Origin of the sequence: Nostoc sp., assembly GCF_036918015.1 — a bacterium.
Lineage (GTDB): Bacteria > Cyanobacteriota > Cyanobacteriia > Cyanobacteriales > Nostocaceae > Nostoc.
The window spans coordinates 12,743-31,545 of sequence record NZ_JBALEO010000016.1 but is presented as its reverse complement, the minus strand read 5'-3'; the positions used below and the strand labels follow the sequence as shown (position 1 = coordinate 31,545).

23 protein-coding genes are annotated in these 18,803 nt (G+C 40.7%); 16 read left to right on the top strand and 7 right to left on the bottom strand.

Going from position 1 to position 18,803, the window contains the following annotated elements:
• Window positions 1-247: 247 nt before the first annotated feature.
• The 6 genes from V7K61_RS04430 to V7K61_RS04405 form a co-directional block, all read right to left on the bottom strand.
• Complete coding sequence (locus V7K61_RS04430; protein ID WP_335051288.1) at window positions 248-3,085, bottom strand: VapE domain-containing protein; 2,838 nt, start codon at window positions 3,083-3,085, stop codon at window positions 248-250.
• Between the two features lie 94 nt (window positions 3,086-3,179).
• Complete coding sequence (locus tag V7K61_RS04425) at window positions 3,180-3,461, bottom strand: hypothetical protein (protein WP_335051286.1); 282 nt, start codon at window positions 3,459-3,461, stop codon at window positions 3,180-3,182.
• 8 nt (window positions 3,462-3,469) lie between these two features.
• Entirely contained in the window at window positions 3,470-3,802 is a 333-nt protein-coding gene (locus tag V7K61_RS04420) for a hypothetical protein (protein ID WP_335051284.1), read from the bottom strand.
• 25 nt (window positions 3,803-3,827) lie between these two features.
• Entirely contained in the window at window positions 3,828-4,154 is a 327-nt protein-coding gene (locus V7K61_RS04415) for a hypothetical protein (RefSeq protein ID WP_335051282.1), read from the bottom strand.
• A gap of 10 nt (window positions 4,155-4,164) precedes the next feature.
• Window positions 4,165-4,407 (bottom strand): hypothetical protein, encoded by a 243-nt coding sequence (locus tag V7K61_RS04410; protein WP_335051280.1) that lies wholly within the window; start codon window positions 4,405-4,407, stop codon window positions 4,165-4,167.
• Between the two features lie 6 nt (window positions 4,408-4,413).
• Entirely contained in the window at window positions 4,414-4,944 is a 531-nt protein-coding gene (locus V7K61_RS04405; protein WP_335051278.1) for a hypothetical protein, read from the bottom strand.
• Window positions 4,945-5,029: 85 nt separating this feature from the next.
• On the opposite strand from V7K61_RS04405, the gene V7K61_RS04400 reads away from it, so the two are divergent.
• Window positions 5,030-5,362: a KGK domain-containing protein gene (locus V7K61_RS04400; protein ID WP_335051276.1), complete on the top strand. Its 333-nt coding sequence runs from the start codon at window positions 5,030-5,032 to the stop codon at window positions 5,360-5,362.
• Window positions 5,363-5,425: 63 nt separating this feature from the next.
• Here V7K61_RS04400 and V7K61_RS04395 read toward each other — a convergent pair whose 3' ends face one another.
• Window positions 5,426-5,764: a hypothetical protein gene (locus tag V7K61_RS04395; RefSeq protein ID WP_335051274.1), complete on the bottom strand. Its 339-nt coding sequence runs from the start codon at window positions 5,762-5,764 to the stop codon at window positions 5,426-5,428.
• Window positions 5,765-5,876: 112 nt separating this feature from the next.
• Here V7K61_RS04395 and V7K61_RS04390 point away from each other — a divergent pair, with 112 nt between their 5' ends.
• From V7K61_RS04390 to V7K61_RS04320, 15 genes are all read left to right on the top strand, one after another.
• On the top strand, window positions 5,877-6,233 hold the full coding sequence (locus V7K61_RS04390) for a hypothetical protein (protein ID WP_335051272.1): 357 nt from the start codon (window positions 5,877-5,879) through the stop codon (window positions 6,231-6,233).
• Between the two features lie 120 nt (window positions 6,234-6,353).
• The gene (locus tag V7K61_RS04385; protein WP_335051270.1) at window positions 6,354-6,665 is read left to right on the top strand and encodes a hypothetical protein; all 312 of its coding nucleotides are present in this window, start codon (window positions 6,354-6,356) and stop codon (window positions 6,663-6,665) included.
• 201 nt (window positions 6,666-6,866) lie between these two features.
• Window positions 6,867-7,160, top strand: coding sequence for a hypothetical protein (locus V7K61_RS04380; RefSeq protein ID WP_335051268.1), 294 nt, complete (start codon window positions 6,867-6,869; stop codon window positions 7,158-7,160).
• Window positions 7,147-7,329 (top strand): hypothetical protein, encoded by a 183-nt coding sequence (locus V7K61_RS04375; protein ID WP_335051266.1) that lies wholly within the window; start codon window positions 7,147-7,149, stop codon window positions 7,327-7,329. The genes V7K61_RS04380 and V7K61_RS04375 overlap by 14 nt, the downstream gene beginning before the upstream one ends.
• Window positions 7,330-7,351: 22 nt before the next feature.
• Window positions 7,352-7,549, top strand: a complete 198-nt coding sequence (locus V7K61_RS04370) for a hypothetical protein (RefSeq protein ID WP_335051264.1) — start codon at window positions 7,352-7,354, stop codon at window positions 7,547-7,549.
• A 26-nt stretch (window positions 7,550-7,575) separates the two neighbouring features.
• Entirely contained in the window at window positions 7,576-7,995 is a 420-nt protein-coding gene (locus tag V7K61_RS04365; RefSeq protein ID WP_335051262.1) for a hypothetical protein, read from the top strand.
• Between the two features lie 2 nt (window positions 7,996-7,997).
• Window positions 7,998-8,189: a hypothetical protein gene (locus tag V7K61_RS04360; protein WP_335051259.1), complete on the top strand. Its 192-nt coding sequence runs from the start codon at window positions 7,998-8,000 to the stop codon at window positions 8,187-8,189.
• A 48-nt stretch (window positions 8,190-8,237) separates the two neighbouring features.
• A complete protein-coding gene (locus V7K61_RS04355) occupies window positions 8,238-9,212 on the top strand; it encodes a hypothetical protein (protein ID WP_335051257.1) in 975 nt (324 codons plus the stop codon).
• A 13-nt stretch (window positions 9,213-9,225) separates the two neighbouring features.
• Complete coding sequence (locus tag V7K61_RS04350; RefSeq protein WP_335051255.1) at window positions 9,226-10,425, top strand: tyrosine-type recombinase/integrase; 1,200 nt, start codon at window positions 9,226-9,228, stop codon at window positions 10,423-10,425.
• A 133-nt stretch (window positions 10,426-10,558) separates the two neighbouring features.
• On the top strand, window positions 10,559-11,278 hold the full coding sequence (locus V7K61_RS04345) for a hypothetical protein (RefSeq protein WP_335051253.1): 720 nt from the start codon (window positions 10,559-10,561) through the stop codon (window positions 11,276-11,278).
• 446 nt (window positions 11,279-11,724) lie between these two features.
• Complete coding sequence (locus tag V7K61_RS04340; RefSeq protein WP_335051251.1) at window positions 11,725-12,759, top strand: DNA double-strand break repair nuclease NurA; 1,035 nt, start codon at window positions 11,725-11,727, stop codon at window positions 12,757-12,759.
• Entirely contained in the window at window positions 12,756-13,457 is a 702-nt protein-coding gene (locus V7K61_RS04335; RefSeq protein ID WP_335051249.1) for a hypothetical protein, read from the top strand. Before V7K61_RS04340 ends, V7K61_RS04335 begins: the two co-directional genes overlap by 4 nt.
• Window positions 13,458-13,553: 96 nt before the next feature.
• Window positions 13,554-14,522, top strand: a complete 969-nt coding sequence (locus V7K61_RS04330; RefSeq protein ID WP_335051247.1) for an ATP-binding protein — start codon at window positions 13,554-13,556, stop codon at window positions 14,520-14,522.
• 9 nt (window positions 14,523-14,531) lie between these two features.
• Entirely contained in the window at window positions 14,532-15,713 is a 1,182-nt protein-coding gene (locus V7K61_RS04325) for an exonuclease SbcCD subunit D (protein WP_335051245.1), read from the top strand.
• Complete coding sequence (locus tag V7K61_RS04320; RefSeq protein WP_335051243.1) at window positions 15,700-18,726, top strand: SMC family ATPase; 3,027 nt, start codon at window positions 15,700-15,702, stop codon at window positions 18,724-18,726. The genes V7K61_RS04325 and V7K61_RS04320 overlap by 14 nt, the downstream gene beginning before the upstream one ends.
• Window positions 18,727-18,803 lie beyond the last annotated feature (77 nt).

The following is an 18,803-nucleotide window of genomic DNA, read 5'->3' as shown; positions in this document are numbered from 1 at the left end:
AATTCTTCCAGGGAAAGAACTATTTTTATCTCAAGTACTTGATCCGAGATTTTTAATTCTGCTTGGGTAGTCATAATTCCCTTTTTGTCACTTGTTGATTGAAAAATCAACATTCCGTTTTTGTCACTTCACCTGACTCGAATTGACTTTTAGCGATCGCCTCACTCTGCCAGCGGGCAATTCTCTCACGAGCGATCGCACTTTCGATTTTCACTACACCTTGACCAATTGGTGAGGAAAGTAAGCCCTATGGACAGTCATTACTAACGCCTATGTGGTCAACGCTGAATACTTTTTTCAAGTGTTTGCCACATCTCACTTCTAGGAAAGCCCCACGTTCAGAGTACTCCTCAGTTTCTCCAACCTCCCAATCTTTTGTTTTTAAATTTTGGATATAGACTTTTTGACCGATCGCAACTTGGGCGATCGCTTTAGGGTGCATCCAGCCCTGGGGAAGTTTATCGCAGGACGGCAATGTGGCGGCGGGCTGTTTTTTGATCCATTCCTTAGCAATGCGCTGCGCTAGTTCCTCAAAATCTTTCTTCCCTGTTACAGCTTCAATTGGGACATCTCCGACAGCCGCTTTTGTCCCATTGGGCCAGTGCCAAGTCACTTGGCAAAGATACCCTGCTTTCATTCTCGCCCTATTAAGGATGGTAGCAGTTGGTTCCGCAGTACAGATGATGTCTCCGAACTGACTCAGTATTGGAAAGCTAAGGATTGTCGGGTCAATTAGCCAAAATTGATAATCTATTTTCTGCTTCTGGATTGTACTGAGATTTTGTTTGCAATCCTCCTGCGATTCTGAGGGGTCAGACCCCCCATTTTGATTATTTTGAAAAGTTGGAAAAGTTACTGGATCTACGGGATCAGGCTGTAATTTTATCGGTTGTAATTCCTCTGGTGCAATATCTGTAGGGCTGATCCCGTAGATTAAATCATTTTGTTGATACGTATTGTGTATTACCCGGATATGAGGTTGTTTATCATTGCTAATACTTTCGTAAGTGGTATTAATTAAATTTGTGCTTTCTAGAACTTGAACAGAAGCTGATCCCGTAGATCCAGTGCCTTTTTCAACTTTCTGATTTTTTTTCATACTTAATACGCAGGATGTATTTATTAGTTCCGTGCTATGCGCTACTTCGTCTTCCTGGTTTTTTCTCGTCCACATTCTCACCCAAGCACCAGATGATCTCACCCGTTCCGTTTCCCAGCCTAATCTGTTCATAACTGCGCCAATTCTTTTGGAATCTCCAGAGTGTTGCCTTGATATCTCTATTTCTAGAAGATTGAATAACTCAGAACGTGTTACAGAGTTTTTGTACTCAACATACTCCTGAATCTTCTCCAGCCAGGGGTCAACCACTTGAAACTGTTTGTTGAGTTCTTCTACAATTTCCTCTTGTGCCGATGTCAAATTCCACTTTTCCCCAGACTTGTAAAGGTCGTAGGCTGCGGCCCAGAGTAAATCTCTTTCGGCGGCTACTTGCTCGACGGGAATCATGCCTTTAACGGGAATCACCCAAAATCGTCTACTGCCTGTGGGGTCGGCAAGTATTTCCTGTTCGTTGGTAGTCCCTACTAAGATCGATCGGCGCGGATATGCCTTCACGGTGCGAGAGTAGGGCGTGCGATAGCTGTCGGTTTTGGTGGTGATAAATTTCTTCAAAGCACTAACGTCCTTTTTCTTGTAGACGTTCTCAAACTCTGACCACTCCAGACACCAGAACTGATGCAGCTTCATCCGTTCGTCTTTCTCGTTGGCGTCACCCATATCATCGCTGAACCACTCTTCACCAAAGAGATTGCGCCAGAAAGTACTCTTACCTATTCCCTGACGCGGATTGACAAGGATAGGCACGGATTCAACCCTACATCCAGGTTGCTTAATTCGGGCAACTGCTGCAAGTAAGGTTTTCTTCATATATATGTTGTAAAGTTCGTTGTCTGTGCCAAAGTAGCGAGTCGCTAAGTTGTCCAAAATACTCACATCGATGTCAGGATATCTAGCCGCGACTGTTTCCAAATAGTCGTTAACTGGGTGGTAAGCATTCTGTCCGGCCAGCATTTGGACTATTGCCTGAGCATCGCCAATAGGCACTGCTTCACCAAATTCTAGAGCCATCCGTAAACGAATCTGGTCTAAATCAAGTTGATCTCCAGCTAGTTCAATTTGATTTACCATCTGATTGATCCGCAAACCTTCACCCCAGCCCTGGCGGACGATATCAAACTGGCGCTTGAGCTTACACTTAGTTTCTTCTCCTTCTTCTAGTTGCTGCTGAATCCATAGCTCATCAAGTTTTTTACGCCATTCCTCAATGGTCAAGGCGTTATCGATTAACTTGTCAAACTCTTCCTTCCCGTTATTGCTGATAAAGTCATCCATACCTTTTAATTCACCTGGAGGTAGTTCAATGATCATTACCTTAGATCCAGATGCACTTAGTTCTCTAGCCATTCCTAGCAGGGCGTTTTGAACAGGTTTCTTGTGCATAATGTCGTTATCGAAGCACAGGTAAAAAGTTCTACCAAACCCTGTAAACAGTTTGAGTGAATCGTGCAATCTGCCGTTCTTTCTACAAGTGGAAACACCCGGAATCGAAATTGTTATGTATTCATTAGATAGTCCGCAACCCGCTTTTTTTGCTCCTTCTGTCAGGATTATTGGTTTAGACTTATCGGCAATGACTGCTTGCCAAAAGTTATTAATACCCGTACTTAAAAACAGAGGGTAGGAATCGTAGTCAGTAGCACCAATATATTTTTCAGCTTTCCCTTGTTTGTTTATGCTGGGTATATCTGGCTTAACTTGAACACCAAGCAACGTAGGCTCTTCCGTAAGAGGATCTATACCAATTGCAGTCCAGCAAGGTACTAAATGGTTAGAGTGTTTCCACCGAGAATTGCTGTTTCTATTAAGCAGTCTATCGACTTCAAAAGCATCATTAATTGTTCGGAAGTTCAAAGATATTATCAAGTCGTTAACACCACTGTTTACCCATTCTTCATAGTGGCGTTTATCGTGAGATTCAGAGATAATTGTGATAGAATTGTTGTCAATAGACGGGGTGTAAATCATCTTTTTTTTCTTTTATAAATTACTAATGTGAAAGGTGCTTGTTACACCTTTTTTTTGCCTGCTAGTATCAAGCCAAATAACAGCAGTTGGCTATCTATGATTTACGTAGACCTCTCAACTGTTCAGCTATTTGTTTGAGTTGTGTTACCAGTTCTGGATCTTCTTTGAAATGCCCAAGGGCATCCTTAATAATGACGGCGGTTAATGATATAGCTTCGGCACGAGTCAGTTCTGGATCGACTGTTTGCACGAATTCAGTTAACTGATGTGAGTGAAATGCAGCGGCTTGACTTGCTTTGCTCTCCTCTGGGGAGGCAAACAAAATTTCATCTGGCAATACTACGATCGCAGCCTTAATTTCTTCTTCTCTGTTCATATTTACCTCTAATCAACTAGTTTCATAAACTCTGCCAAATCTTCTGTAGTTACTCCAGAGAAATATTCGCAGTTTAAGGGAAATCCTGACTCAACAGATTGAATAGCCATTTCTAAAGAAGTGCATTCAGGTTTCCATTTTTGATAGACCAGTTTAGCTAGACCGGTTATTTGTTCCTTGGTTAGGTGTTTAGGGTCTATTACATAACATTCCGGTGCGCCTAGTGCTGGGATTGTGGGGATAAGGGAAACAATAGGTACTTGATTGTCTGGAAAGAACTGATTGAATGGGGTGTTGTCTTTCAATGTTGCGTAAGTGCTTGGTGTTTGGTTGTTAGTCATTGGTTAGGAGTTATCGCTAATGTCTTCAAAAACAAGGTACACTCTGCTGTCGTTTTGGTTGGGGGGGGCGATTGATGTAAGGTGGGGATTTTTCAATCAATCGCAAGCCGTTCGCTTCGGCATTCTCTAAGAACAATTCGGCGGCTTGTTCTACTTTGTCCGTGGCGGCCCACACTCGAACTCTGATTAGCTGGGTTGCTTGGTTGGCTGGAGTGTTGTCTCGCAGCCACTCTTTTTTCTGAGAATTCCAGTACCAGCCAAGCCGGTTTAATTCCCTGTATATTTCCTCCTGTGTTTTGTGTGGGAAGGTTAGTAGCTGGCAGGCTCTACAGTATTTCTGGGTTTGTTTCATTGGGCGCTGCTCAAATTTCTCGATCGCGTTGGGCGATCGCCTTTACGTGGTTGGCAGCGATCGCTAAAGCTTCAGCTTTTTGGTAGTAATCAAGTTCATCTATCCTGACGATGACTCGATCGGGGATGTCATACCCAGCATCTGCTGCTACCTCAAGAACATTTTCGTCATTTCGTCTCATGCATTCCGCCAGAAATCCGATTAGGTCTAGCAAGTAAGGTTCACAAAGGTCAATTAACAGGTCTTCACTCATTGGTTGTTAGTTGGGTGTTGGGGAATGGGGAATGGGCGATCGCCTTTTACTTGTCTGGTTCAGGTGAGTTGTTATTGAAGTACCCTCCAAAAATTTTTGGATTTCAATTTTATTAGCTAATTCTTTGATTATTTCTATTCTTTGGTTAACTGTTAGGCGTGTAATATATTGCTCACACAATATGTCAAAATCTAAACCCTTGCAGCATTTAGCTGAGGGTAATCCCCTGAAAGTGTAAGCAAGTCGCCTAATCAAAGAAGACAGCAAATGTAATTCATCAGTGGCATTTAGTACCCCCATGCTATTGATGATTTGTTGCATCTCTCTATCATCTTTTGGTGGAATATTCCAAGAGTCATTAATCCCACTTAAAAAGTACTCTTCTGGAATTAAATCTCCATGAATTTCGCTATAGGGATGATTTCCGTGAATGTCCATAATTTGCCTCAAAATACAATTAAAAGCGTTGCGATCGCACTTCCTCGGTAGGCATAAGTTCAATTCACTACATAGCACGGGTTGCCAAAACGATCGCATTAATATCTAGTCCGGGAATTATAGGAAAGGCAGGGATAAGTTGCAGCTTGTCCCTGCTTTGTTGTTAGTGAAAGAGAAAGTCGAAATGAATAATGAAATCATCTTGAACGACGATGATGTTGTATCTATGGACAAAGAGATTAGTTTCACCGGGAACGCAACATCTACGTGTGGAGAGTTAATAGAGTCTCTGAAGGATTTGGCGTTTGGGGAAAGCACCTCTCAGAGGAATGAGACTGTGGATGGTATTACCTGTAAAGTTTTGCTAGTTAAGGGCGGAGGCTGGCAGAAAGGAAGACTTCGGTTAAGACTAGATTTCGTCCCAGAGGAACCAGAAGTCCCTCAGCAAAATCCTTCTACAGTGTCCCTTGAACAACAATCGCCACTAGACGATCTGCGGTCAGACCTAGATATCTAATTTATTCAGTACCAAAGCGATCGCACAAAATAAAACCGTCTTGCCAGCACAGGCAGGACGGTTTTATTCAGATTCCTCTGATTGTTCCAGTTCTTCTAGTAAAGATTCAAATTCCTGGATATTGGACTCAAGCTGTTGAATTTCCTGTTTTTTTGTCGCTACCTGATCACGATATTCGCTGATCAGCCGACGAACGATTTTCCCAGGAGTGCCTTTTCTTCTGGCTGTAAAGACTGTTCTTGACGAGCCATAGTCTCTATCAACTCCGATCGGCTCATGCCCAAACGAGTAGCCTGGCGATCCAAGCTCTCTATTGAAGTTTGAGTCAGAGATATGTTGACTCTGACTTTCCCCTCGTCGTACCAGCCATGTTTCTTCTTGGTCATTTGGTGAAAGCATCATATTTCTTACACAACATTTTATCCTAATTTCTTACACAAGATTATTGCATATCTTACACAAGATGTTATCATGCTCTTATTCTTACACAAGAATAGAAGACTATATACTTCTCATGCTCCCTCCTGCCTCACCAATCGCAGGACACACCAATAACCACGGAGCAAGCACCCGCACTTCGGAGCGGAAACACCCTACCATCACCAAGAACAGAGTGCGGACAACGAGATTGCCGCGCGGTGATTTATTTCAATCAGTCAGCGACCAACTAACCCAACAGGTAAACAACATGACAAAAACAGTGCAACAGCTGGTTGCAAAACTCCAAAAATACCCTGATAACACAGAGGTAACTATCCAAGATGGATCTGATGTGGAATTTTTCATTGTTGCTTTTGAGCAAAGAAGCAACGAACTAGCGATCGTAATCAGCGACGAAGAGCCAGAAGACAACCAAGACGACGAGGGATAAACCTGCTTACCCTTTAGCTGGAGGCAACCTTAGACGAAAAACTAATCATTTTAGCACGTTTAATTTAATCTACTCACGTCAGCAGATGTCGTATCTGCTGACGGTTCCTTAAACCTAAAAATGAACAAATACGCTGATATCACCCAAGACTTGCAACTACTGGAGTCTACCTTACAGCGCGTTTTGCAATCGCCAGTCTATGCAGACATGGTGAGAACTGGGCTGTATAACACTGACCTCAGTCTCCTCGATGCACTTCATGCAGTGCAGCAGTTCACTTCTACTAGTAATGATGTTTTTGTAGTACCTTATGACCCACGATCTCATTCATCTAGAATCAACATCAGGTTTTCAATGCATTGTCCGCCTAAGTTTTATCTCTTTCGCTATGTGGCAGGGCGAAGACCTTTTGGTTTTTACCGTCGGCGATAAGAACCCACTTTCTGTCTCCGGCGAACAAGCCCAAAAGCTTTGGACACTTCTTCATGGTGCAAGTCTATCTATGGTCAGAGAGAGACTCCCTTATCAACAACCTAGTTGATTGTGCTGCGATCGCTAACCAATTACTAAAAACAAACAGCGCCTGGCGGACAACAAGCACTGACTAAGTTATTTACAAGAGGAGACTTAATTGTGACACATCCCGTTGGATACTACACCGGATATACTCCCGGTGACAGTGGCTTGCTGGCAGAGATGCAGGAGACTTACGGCGCACAACTTCAAGGCTTGAATAGAGCCGATAAATTGTGTCTAATTACACTGATTAGTGCTGACTTATCTTGTCTGGCTTCTACTGAGCAGCTACACAGTGGCGACTTGTTCAGCCTAATGCTGGCAATTAAAGGACAACTAGCGATTTCAGACAGAGAAGGACTACTCGAATGTTTGATTAGCGGTGTGAGGTATCAAAATGAAACCAGATAACGAATATAGACCTTGGGTAGTTTTGATGACCGCCGGCGGTCAAAGCCAGGAATTAGCCCGCTATCGCCTCAGAGGAGATGCAGAAAGTCATGGTCAGACATTAAAACGTTTATCCCCGGACGGTGGTTTCACTGTTTTGTTTGAGGAGCAGCAGGTCAGTTTTAAGTAGTCAAAAATAGCAAGCAAGATATATGCAACCCCAAAAAGACATTGGGGAACTGTATAAAATTCGGCAAAGGATTTTATCTTGTACTTATGACAATGACAAAGATCAAGCCCGTGCTAATCGTGCATTTGTAGGAATAACCCAAGCGATTGAAGAGTTAGAAAAATTGGAGGATAGTATGTTGGACAACGCGATATTTTGCCCCAATCTGATTAACAGCTAATTTACAGTCCCAACTAAAATCACACTATGCAAATTAAAACATTTCACGCTCATTTCCTGCTGCAAACAGATTCTTCTAATCAGGAAAGAATAGGTTTTTCTGTCATTTTAGATGAAGATGAAACCCCAGAGCAGGTAGTTCCCATACTGAGACAAAAGGCTATAAATATCGTTGGTAAAAAAGCTTATGACTTTTACCAAGATAGACGCATCCTTAGAGATGAATGCAATCATTTGGAGAAGAAATTAGAGCTTTTACGTAAAGAATGGGATGCTACAGCAGAATTTTTAAAGGCACAGGGATTAAACCCAACAGCCCCATCAATGCCCCAGTTCCGTAATTTATTAACAGCAGTAACAGTAGAGTCTGAGGTCATTCATGATGTTAATGACGAGGAAGATGACTATGATTCTGAAGATGAAGATGATTATGACGAAGAGATGTAGCAATGAAAATTGAAACAATAACTTACAAGAGAGTTAAGAACCTGGGTAATTTTCAAAGCGAAACAATGGAAGTTATGGCAACTCTAGAGGAAGAAGACCTCCCTGAAGATGTTGCTGAAAATTTAAAACTGTTCGTTCGTAATCAGTTGTTTCCGCCTATGACCGAACAAGCTGGCATACCCGAAGGTTTCTAAGAACTAACTGATCGCGCCAACCAAGCGCGATCGGACAGAGGAAAAAGCATGAAAAACATTACTGTTATTGCTGACAGCAGAGACTCTCAAATTAAAGCATTTATAAAGACAGACAGCAATGGACTATACAAAATTCTTGCCAGGAAAAATTACAAGATTCCTAAAAGCTATATACAATGGCGAGAATTAGCAGCGCTAATTAGCATGAATGCACCAGTATTCAATCATCATAGTCTTGATCTAGCTCAAAGATTTACAGCCCACCGCATAGCTTTGTGGGTTGTTCAGGATGCACCAATATATTGCTTAGATAGCCAGCTACTCCAACAATTTCAACAAACAGATGTTGGGGATGAAAACCTAATATTTAGAGATTTAATCTCTCAAATCCCTCTTCACTCAATGATGCTTTTACTACCAAGTAAAACTGTTATGTCTCCAGAGGGTGGGTATGTCGATTTCTTAAACATTCATTGCTCAGATATTCGTCATCCTGAGTGGTCTGAAGGTGAAAAATATGGAATAAGCCCACATTTTCTAAAGCATGAGCAAGATATCTGTTTTCATTTCGGCTGCATAGACACCAAAGCTACGCTCTGGTTTAGTGGATGGGGGGTTAATGAAGATGATGGCATTATTCATCAACAGCCAATATCTTATGGATCGGCTAAGGTAGGGACGAAAGACGATAGCTTTGTCCGGCAACTGCGATCGCTAACCATGCAGTGCTTAATGTTTTTAACCTTTGAAAGTTCAGGAAACGACGATGTAACCTTCAAAGAAACCATTAATAGCACTGGCTTCCATCCCCTCAAGGAACCCAAAGAGAAATGTCTCTATCCTAGATGGTTACGCGATCAGGAAAAAACCCCAACTAGGCATATCAGAGAGAATACGTCCCATGCCTCCCCCACTCCCCACTGGAGACGCGGACATTGGCGGCGGGTTGCTGTAGGTAGGGGAAGGGTTCACAGGCGATGGAACTGGATAAAACCAACTTTTGTAACAGGCTCACTTGAATAGTCTTTAAAAACTGATGCTTGATGACCAGTGGATTACTACCGATCCGCGAACAAAGAAGTTGCTAATTCGCTTCCGTGTTCGCGGATTTTCCAAGCAATTTTGTCTCTCTACCGGACTCAAGGACACAAAACGCAACCGGGAGATAGTGCGATCGCGGCGAGATGCGATCGCCAACGATATCGCCCTGGAGCGGTTTGATCCGACACTGGAAAGCTATCGCTTTAGAGCAGCGGGGAAAAATCCGGCGGTGGCAGTGGCGCCGATCGCTCCGAAGCCAAAATACGAATATGACCTCCTCGAACTCTGGAACAAGTTCACCGACTACCAAGAAACCCAAATTGAGCAAACAACCATACTCAACAGATATCGTGCTGTACTTGGTTACACAAAGCGACTTCCTACGTATTTCCTCAATGAGGCGGTGAAGATTAGAGATTGGTTGTTAAAGACCACCACACAAAAAATGGCTTGGCTACTGGTCAACCATTACAACCAGTGTTGTGAGTGGGCTGTCACTTCTAAACTGATACCCGATAATCCTTTCCTGCAACTAAAATTGAAAAAACCGAAGAAAAAATCTATTGCTGAAGACCATAGAGCATTTACCCTAAAAGAAAGAGATTTAATTATTGAAGCATTTGAAAATCACTCTGAATATTCTCATTATTCATCATTAATCAAATTTTTATTTTGGACAGGATGCCGTCCGGGTGAGGCTTTTGCTGTTACTTGGGGAGACATCTCAAATGATTGTTGCAAAATCAATATTAATAAATCACGAAATTTACATCGAATATTAAAAAGTACAAAAAATGGTGTAAAAAGGGTATTTCCAACAACTCCGGGGTCTAAACTTCAAAAATTACTGATTGAGATAAGACCATTTCAATACGATTTCAACACCTTAATTTTTACAGATGATAAGGGAAATCCGTTATCATCTGGAGTACTTCAAAAGCCCTGGAAAGGGCAAAGATATAAAGTGGATGGGCGAGAGTATCGGTATCCAGGAGTGGTTACAGAATTGGTAGAAAGGGGTCGCTTACCTTTCTACCTAAAACTTTATGCTACACGCCACACCTTTGCTACTTGGGCAATTACTAAAGGTAATTCCCCTGATAAGGTCGCCAAGTGGATTGGGGACACGGTAGAAACTGTGTTGCGCTATTACTGTCATCCCCAGGTAGTGGAGTCGGAGTGCCCCGACTTTTAGCTTCTACTCAAATGCTACTCAAAATTTAGTTATTAATTCTTAAAAGCTTGCCTGAGAACTCGTTTGCTATACTTATTTTATTTTCCAGCAGGGAATAAAATAGGACAGCAACATATCCTGCTAGGAGAATTTTATGAGAAATTATCGCTTTTTAAATAAGATTACTACAGCTATGATTGTAGCTGCCCTTTCTTTTTCCTGTAAGTCTTCTGTTAGTAGAAATGCAGAACAGGCAAAAGCAACTGAGAAACCGAAGCCACAACAAAATCTTATCTATGGCGATTTAATTATTAAAGGGCAATCAGATTATCTGATGATTCCTGTTAGTCTTCCAGAGCAAAATGAAGATAAAGGAGTTGATTTAAACCTTTCACGTTCTTATGAAAATGGAAGAAATAATCAGTTGTATAATATCATCTTTTATCAAAAGCAAGGTAGTGAAGCTCATCTTTTATTAAATAAAAAAGCCATTATCACCTCCTTCGATTTATTGGAGGTAAAAGCGGCAGATAAGCCAACTACAAGAGTTTGGTTATATAAAATCATTGACCAAGACACAAATATAGATAAAAAACTTAATAGCGAAGATGCTACTATTGGCTATCTTTCTGATTTATCAGGTAAGAATCTCCAGCAAATTACCCCAAATAATACTCGAATCATCAGTTGGGTTGTTGTTCCTAGTCAAAATGCAATTTTTCTAAAAATTCTTAAAGACTCGGATAATAATAAAAAATTTACACAAGAAGATAAAACAAATTTTGTGAGGGTTAGTCTCGATAAAATCGGTATGGGAACTGAAATTATTAGTGACCAAATAGAGCAAGAAATTAAATCCTACGTTTTGAAATAATTAGATAAGTGTGTTTTAAACTTGACAAGGCAAATTTTAGTTGATAAGGCACTAAGCTAATCGGTATTTAAGTTGCATAATTAGGGCGGGCAAGATGCCCACCCCACAATATTTTGATTAAGAGTGTTCCAAAAAATAAATGATCCAAAACCCGTCATTGCAAGCGAAGCGAAGCAATCGCAAAGACTGGGATTGCTTCGCTTCACTCGCAATGACAATTGGGCATTTTTTTACTTGGAGTATTCTAAATCGAAATATGCAAATTAAATGTATTTTAGCTTATCAGCTAAGATTTCTTTGCTCTTTCTGCAATGCTGTGGGTTCATTTCTATCTGGATAGGCATCAACAAATGTTACCTAGACTGAATAATCCATAAAAGTGACAATTATTCGGAGATTGTGAGTAATATTAAAAACATAGAATTTACTAATCAAAACACAAAGTAATGCCTGAGGAGAACTGTGTAAGTAGCTTCTGGCGATCGCATAACTTTCGTTTGGAGCCGTGGGGGAATGACTACGAGCCGCCAATTCAAATCAGCGAAGAGCTTTCACTGTCTGAAAGTGATGTTAACCCGATAGTAGAAACTGATAATTGGGATAGTTTTGAGTCTCAAGAGGCGCGATCGCTACCTAATCACCTCATTTTTATCGACGGGCGTCGTCGGCTAGACGCTGCACTTGTCGGTGGCGATGGCAACACAATAACATACGGTATTTTCGGTACAATCTCTGTGGGTGCTGTGGTAATAGATCGTTCTGTACCCCAAGCTAGCTGCTCTCAAATCACTATTCGCCGAGTTTTGGGTTTTGGTGGCGAACAAGAAGCTGTTTTAACTCGCATCCCTTGTCCTTTAGGAAGCAAAGCAGAATTAGTCTACGAACCAGTTAAACCCAGCCAAGATAATACTCCTAATGTTCGAGGCTTAATTGTCCAAAATGCCATGCTAGCCGCAGAAGAACAGCTAGTAACCAAACAGATAGCAAAAGATGGGGATACTTTGGTGATTCGGGATGGGCGATTGTCTTATAATTCGCCTGATTTTATTTTGGGCTATGTGAAAACAATGCACAAAAATTACTTAACTGAAAAATATGCTGCATTTTTATGGGAATTAGCACCGGGAGAGCGATCGCCTATTTTCTTAATTGCCGAAAAAAATCGCCCCCGTTATTCATGGTATTTAAAATCTGGTACTTCTCAAATTAACTCAGAACTACTTGGCTATCACGGTTTACATGGCATTGTGCGATTGGAATTATCCAGCGAAATACCCTTAGAAAAAGCTAAAGAAATAGCTAATCAAACTTGCTATTTAATTCCTTATTATGCTTCTCATCCATCACGAGATCCCCGCGCACCACAAAACCTTGCACCTGTTAGTGCTTTGGAACGGGAATTAGGCAGAAGAATGGGTGATGCAATACTAATTAAGCGACGGCTACAATGCTTTCTGGCATCTTTTGGAGGTAATGAATGACATCTTCCGAACCAATTGGTTTTGTACTTGGTACTAAAGAAGCTACTCCTTTAGAATTTTGGATAGCAGTGGACGCCAAAAAAGTGTTACGGCTAGATGATGTTGTAGAGGTACAAACTCAACGTCCAGATGGTGGCGGAATTGTACGTTTTTACGGTGTGGTGGATTATGTCCGCACTCAATACGAAGGAGCGCAATTTGATACTGATACTTTTTTAGTTGCTAAAGAAGGTATTTTACCAATAAATATTTCTTACACTGCTCACGTTCAAGTCACAAGAATTGAGCCAGAAGAGTATTTACCCCCACAACCAGGCGATCCAGTTCACCTTGCAGTAGGTAAGGATTTGGCATCAGCTTTGTATTTTGACAGCATGGATACCCCAATTCCGGCTGGCATTATGAATAACGGCAATGCAGCTTATTTTAACTACTCATTTATTAATGGCGAGAAAGGCGCTCATGTAAATATCTCTGGTGTTTCAGGAGTTGCGACTAAAACATCCTATGCTTTATTTTTACTACATTCTATTTTTAATTCTCCAGTTTTAGGTTCTTATAAAGCTAATACAAAAGCACTAATTTTCAATGTTAAAGGTGAGGATTTATTCTTTTTAGACAAACTCAATCAAAGCTATGGCAATTCTGAAAAACAAAAGGATAAAAATAAATATGAACTGATGAAATTGCCAGTATAACCTTTTAAAAGTGCAAGTTTTCGGGCTACACCAAAAAGGGATTCTCGGACTGTTGACTCTGATTTAGAACAGCGTTCGGAAGGGATATCAGTTTATTTGTGGAGTATTCGGGAATTGTGCCGCGATCGCCTGTTTCGCTTTTTGTTTACTGGTGAAGATTTAGACCGGGGTAATTTATCCTACTTAGTAACAACCGTAGAAGAACGATTAGCACGGCTAGCAGAAGAAAATGACCAGAGCGATCGCCAGAGTCGCCGCAAAACCCAAGCTTATTTACAAGTCGAAATGTTTGGGGAAGAAGGCAAAACACAAATTAAAACATTTAGAGATTTAATTGACTTCTTAGAAGACAAACTTCTCAACGATGAAGATAGAGAAGAAAACAGGCGTTGGTTAGGGCGAAATGTCCCAGCTACGGCGGAAGCAATGATTCGGCGTTTATATGGTATCAGTAGTGAAGTTAACCATTTAATTCGTGGGGATTTATCACCGGATGAAGTTGCTAAATACCAACTCAATCCCCTAGCTTCAGATGCTCAACTGACTGTAACTGATATCCACAAACTCAGCGCCCGCGCTCAAAAATTTGTTGTGGGTGTTTTATTACAAAAGCTATTTTTTCAAAAAGAAAAACAGGGTAGGGAACCTGTTGTTTTTATCGTTTTGGATGAGTTGAACAAATACGCGCCCCGTGATGGACGTAGCCCCATTAAAGATTTATTGGTAGACATTGCAGAACGGGGGCGATCTCTAGGAATTATCTTAATTGGCGCACAGCAAACCGCTTCAGAAGTTGAACGGCGTGTGGTTGGACAAGCGGCTATCCGGGTTGTGGGTAGATTAGATTCAGCCGAAGCAGAACGTCCTGAATACAACTTTCTAACCGGTTCTTGCCGCAAACGAGCTTTATTTCTGAAATCCGGCACAATGTTCGTGCATCAGCCAGAAGTCCCCGCCCCAATTTTAGTTAACTTCCCCTTCCCCGCTTACGCCACTCGTAAAGAAGAAGTGTTTTTAAGCCAAGCAGAAATTACCAGCATCGAAGCTGATATAGACCGTTTTTAGGAGGAATTTATGCGTTTAATTCATACATCTGACTGGCATTTGGGGCGACATCTCAAAGGCAAAGATCGTACCCCAGAAATTGAATTTTCTCTGAATGAACTTTTACGACAAGCTCAAGAATTAGAAGTTGATGCGGTATTAATCGCAGGCGATATTTTTGAAACTCCTAATCCGCCATCTGATGCTGAACGAGTCGCGTATCAGTTTTTTGAGGGGCTGAGAAATGCTAAAATTCCGGCAATTGCGATCGCCGGAAATCATGATTCTGCTTCCCGCTTTGATGGTATAGCTAATCTCTTGTCTTTAGCTGGTGTGCAGATATTAGGGAAACCTCGTCGCGTCAATCAAGGAGGTTTGATTACCCTAGAAACGCCCAACGGCAAACTACGTGTAGCAGCGATGCCTTTTGCTTCCGAACGGCGGCTGTTGACAGTTGAAAATCTTTGGACAATGGATGAGTTGCAGCAAATACAGCACTACAGAGACAGAGTAGACTACTTGCTCAAAAATTTAGCCAGTGGCTTCCAAGATGACAGCGTTAACATCCTCATGGCTCACCTCACTATCGATAGTGCTAGATTAGCCAATTCCGAAGCCCGTCATCACACCAAAGAAACCTACGCCTTGGCTGGACAAAGCCTACCGCCAGAAGCTCAGTATATTGCTCTCGGACATATCCATAAACCTCAACAAATTCTAGTTGCGGCTCCTACTTACTATTCTGGTTCTTTGATTCAAGTAGACTTTGGTGAAGCTGAGGAAGAAAAAGGATTTTATCTGATCGATGTTGAAGTTGGTTCTCCTGCCAAAAAACCGGAGTTTATATCTATCCCCTGTCAAAAACCTTTGAAGATAGTCGAATGTGAATTGAGTGATTATGAGGAAAAACTAGAACCACAACGCGATCACCCAGGCTATCTGAAGGTAATTATCAACTTGCAAACACTTCAAATGGGATTAGCTGACAAAATTCGGAAAATTTGTGGCGATCAAGTGCTGCAAATTGAGCCGCGTTATCCAGAAATAGAATCAAAGCGAGAAAAATCTGTAAAGCAAGAAGATTTTGATCCAGTAGAAGAATTTAAGCGCTACTTCCAAGAGGAATTAAATACTACACCTGCTCCCGCCGTTGTAGCGAAGTTCGAGGAACTATATAAGGAAATCAAGGAAACCCAAAATGCGACCACTTGAGCTAACTTTAGAAGGTTTTACCAGCTTTAGGAAGCAGGCAAATATTCTTTTTGAGAAAATGGACTTATTTGCTATTACTGGCCCAACCGGCGCAGGTAAATCATCTTTGCTAGATGCGATGACTTTGGCACTCTATGGAAAAGTAGCAAGAAAAACTCAACCTAAAGAATTATTGAGTCAGGGTAGCTTAAAATTACAGGTATCATTACGCTTTTTGGTAGATCAAACTGAGTATCTAGTGTTTCGCTCATGGTCATATCGTACTAAAACAGCCCAGCTTACTTTTAAGTTAGAAAAGCGGATAAATGGTGAGTTTCAACCTTTTGGAGAACAAAAGGAAGCAGAAATTAACGCCGTTATCGAGAAAGCTTTAGGAATGAATTTTGAGACTTTTACAAAAGTTATTCTGCTTCCTCAAGGACAATTTGATGAGTTCCTCAAAGGCAAAAGTGCTGATCGGCGGAAGATTTTAAACAGTCTGGTTGGATACGAAAAGATTTTTGAAGATATGTGTTCGCAGGCTGGGACGCGAGCTAACCTGATTAAAGGTGAATGTAACGCAATTCAAGAACAGCTAAAAAATCTAGATTTATCATTAGATATAGAACTGAATTCTCAACGACGCGATCGCTCTCAGTTTTTAGCACAAGAATTACCCAGATTACATGAAACAGTTAGCAAAGCCCAAATAGCTTTAGTCGCCGAAAAAGAATTATTACAACGTCTGAAAGATTTAGCAAATTGGCAACAGCAACTTGATGAATTAAATAAACAAGCTTCAAAAATAAGTGAATTAAAACAGCAATTAGAACAAGCACGAGTTGGCGATCGCCTATCTGCCACTTGGACATCAGTCAATTTGGCTCGTAATCGATATGAAAAAACTCAAGCTGATGTTGAGATTGCTGCCAAAGCTTTGATTGAAAAACAATCAGCTTTTAAAAGACAAGAAGATATTTTCAGTCAAACACAAGCTGATCAGGCTGAGATTGCACCACAGCTAAAACAGCGAGAAGAAGCTCTTAATGCAGCTAAAATTTACGAACAACAGCGGCGTGTAATTAACGATGAAATAAAAAGGTTAGAAAAAACATTAATAGAAAAATTAAAGCTGATAACTGAGGCTGATCGAGCTGTAAAAAAGGCTGAAGCTGAATTAAATCAAAAAAATCAGAGCTTGATGACAGCTAATAATCAACTTTCTCAATATTTTCCTGGTGGCTCAAGATTAGAACAACTTAATCAAGTAATACCACTCCTAATTAAATGGGAAGGAATTCAAAAGCAAGTTGAAAGCGATCGCACGAAATTACAGCAAATCACTCAAGAGTTAAACACTGCTGAGTCTGATTATCAATCTGCTATTTTAACTTTCCAAAAATCTGAAGCAGAATGCGATCAATATCGTGTTGAATTAGATACTGCTAGACAACAAAATTATGCTGCGGCTTTGCGTGCATTTCTGCATACTGGTGATGATTGTCTAGTTTGCGGTGGAATTTATCCAGAAGCCCACTTATTACCACAACTAGAATCTTCAGGCGATATCAAAGCACTAGAAAAACGCGATCGCGCTGCTGAACAAAACCGCCAAAAAGCTACTGAAGTCAAAACTCAGGTTGAAACAACAAGAGAACATCTGAAGAAACAACAAGCTGAATATCAAAAAATATTAACTGAAAAAGAAGCCGAACTTGAAGCAGAGACAGAACAAATTGTTGTCATATTAAAAGCAGACAAATGGGAAGTTAAGGCACTCGATCAAGAACGCCAAGCACTACAGAAAAGTGATGCTCATTATCAAAAATCTTTAACACAAAAAGAAAAAGCAGAGGTGGAAATTAAAGCTAGTGAACTCAATTTGAACTTTGTTAAAAGTAAGTTATCACATACGCAAACTCAACATCAAGACCTAGCATCTGAACTAGATCACAAAAAAACACAACTTCAGGAAATATTAGACACACTTTCCAAGCTTGCTGGTAGTGATTCTTATGATAATTTATTCCAAAAACTAGAACAAGATAAACGAGATTTAGAGCATCGTATTCAGCATGAAACTCAGTGCTACCAAAATACTCGTGATGAATTTAAGCAAGCTCAACAAAGTGATGTAAAGGCAAGAGAAGACTTCGATTTAGCTTCTACTGAAAAAGAACATCTAGAAGCTGAATGGAAGAATAATTTAGAGATAGTAAACTTTACAGAGGAAATATTTCAGCACTCTAAAGTACCCCCAAAAGAGCAAAGTCAATGGCAGCAAAAAATTGATGATTACAACACTAATAAAATTCAGTTGGAAACTAATGTTAAGCGAGAAACTGACGCAATTGGCGACAAAAATACAAACGCAGAAATAATCGTCCAGCATGAAAAATTTGTTGCTGATGCCGGAGAAAAATATAAACAAGCACAAGATGAATACAACGAATTAAAACTTTTGATTGCTAAAGCTGAAGAACAGCGAGAGCAAGTAGAGAAATTGCAAACACAACTATCTAGCAAACAACAAGACCTAGAAACATATCAAATTTTGTCTAAAGAGTTGCGATCGGATCGCTTTCAAGACTATATTCTCCAGCATTTTGAGCGCGAATTAGTAGAACTAGCAACAGTGTTTTTATTAGAACTTACTGAACAGCGATATGCATTAAAATATGAAAATAAAGAATATAAAGTAGAAGATAACTGGAGTTGTGGTGAAACAAGACGAGTGCAAACCCTTTCTGGTGGTGAAACCTTTGCTACTTCTTTATCACTGGCTCTAGCACTTTCAGAAAAGTTATCTAGAGGAGCCAAGTTAGGCAGTCTATTTATAGACGAAGGATTTGGAACATTAGATGCCGAAACTCTAAAAGGTGTCTCAAATATCCTACTCTCTTTGGGAAAACAAGACAGATTAGTTGGCGTGATTACTCACGTTCCCGCCTTGGGAGAGGAGTTAGGAACACAAATCAAAGTAGAAAAGTTTTTAGAAGGCTCCCGGATTGTTGTAACAGGAATTTTAACTTAATAGTAATTTCCTCTTTTATCTAAGTATCTTTTTCATAGAAAAACCTGCGATTAGAGACGCAATTTGTTGCATCTCTA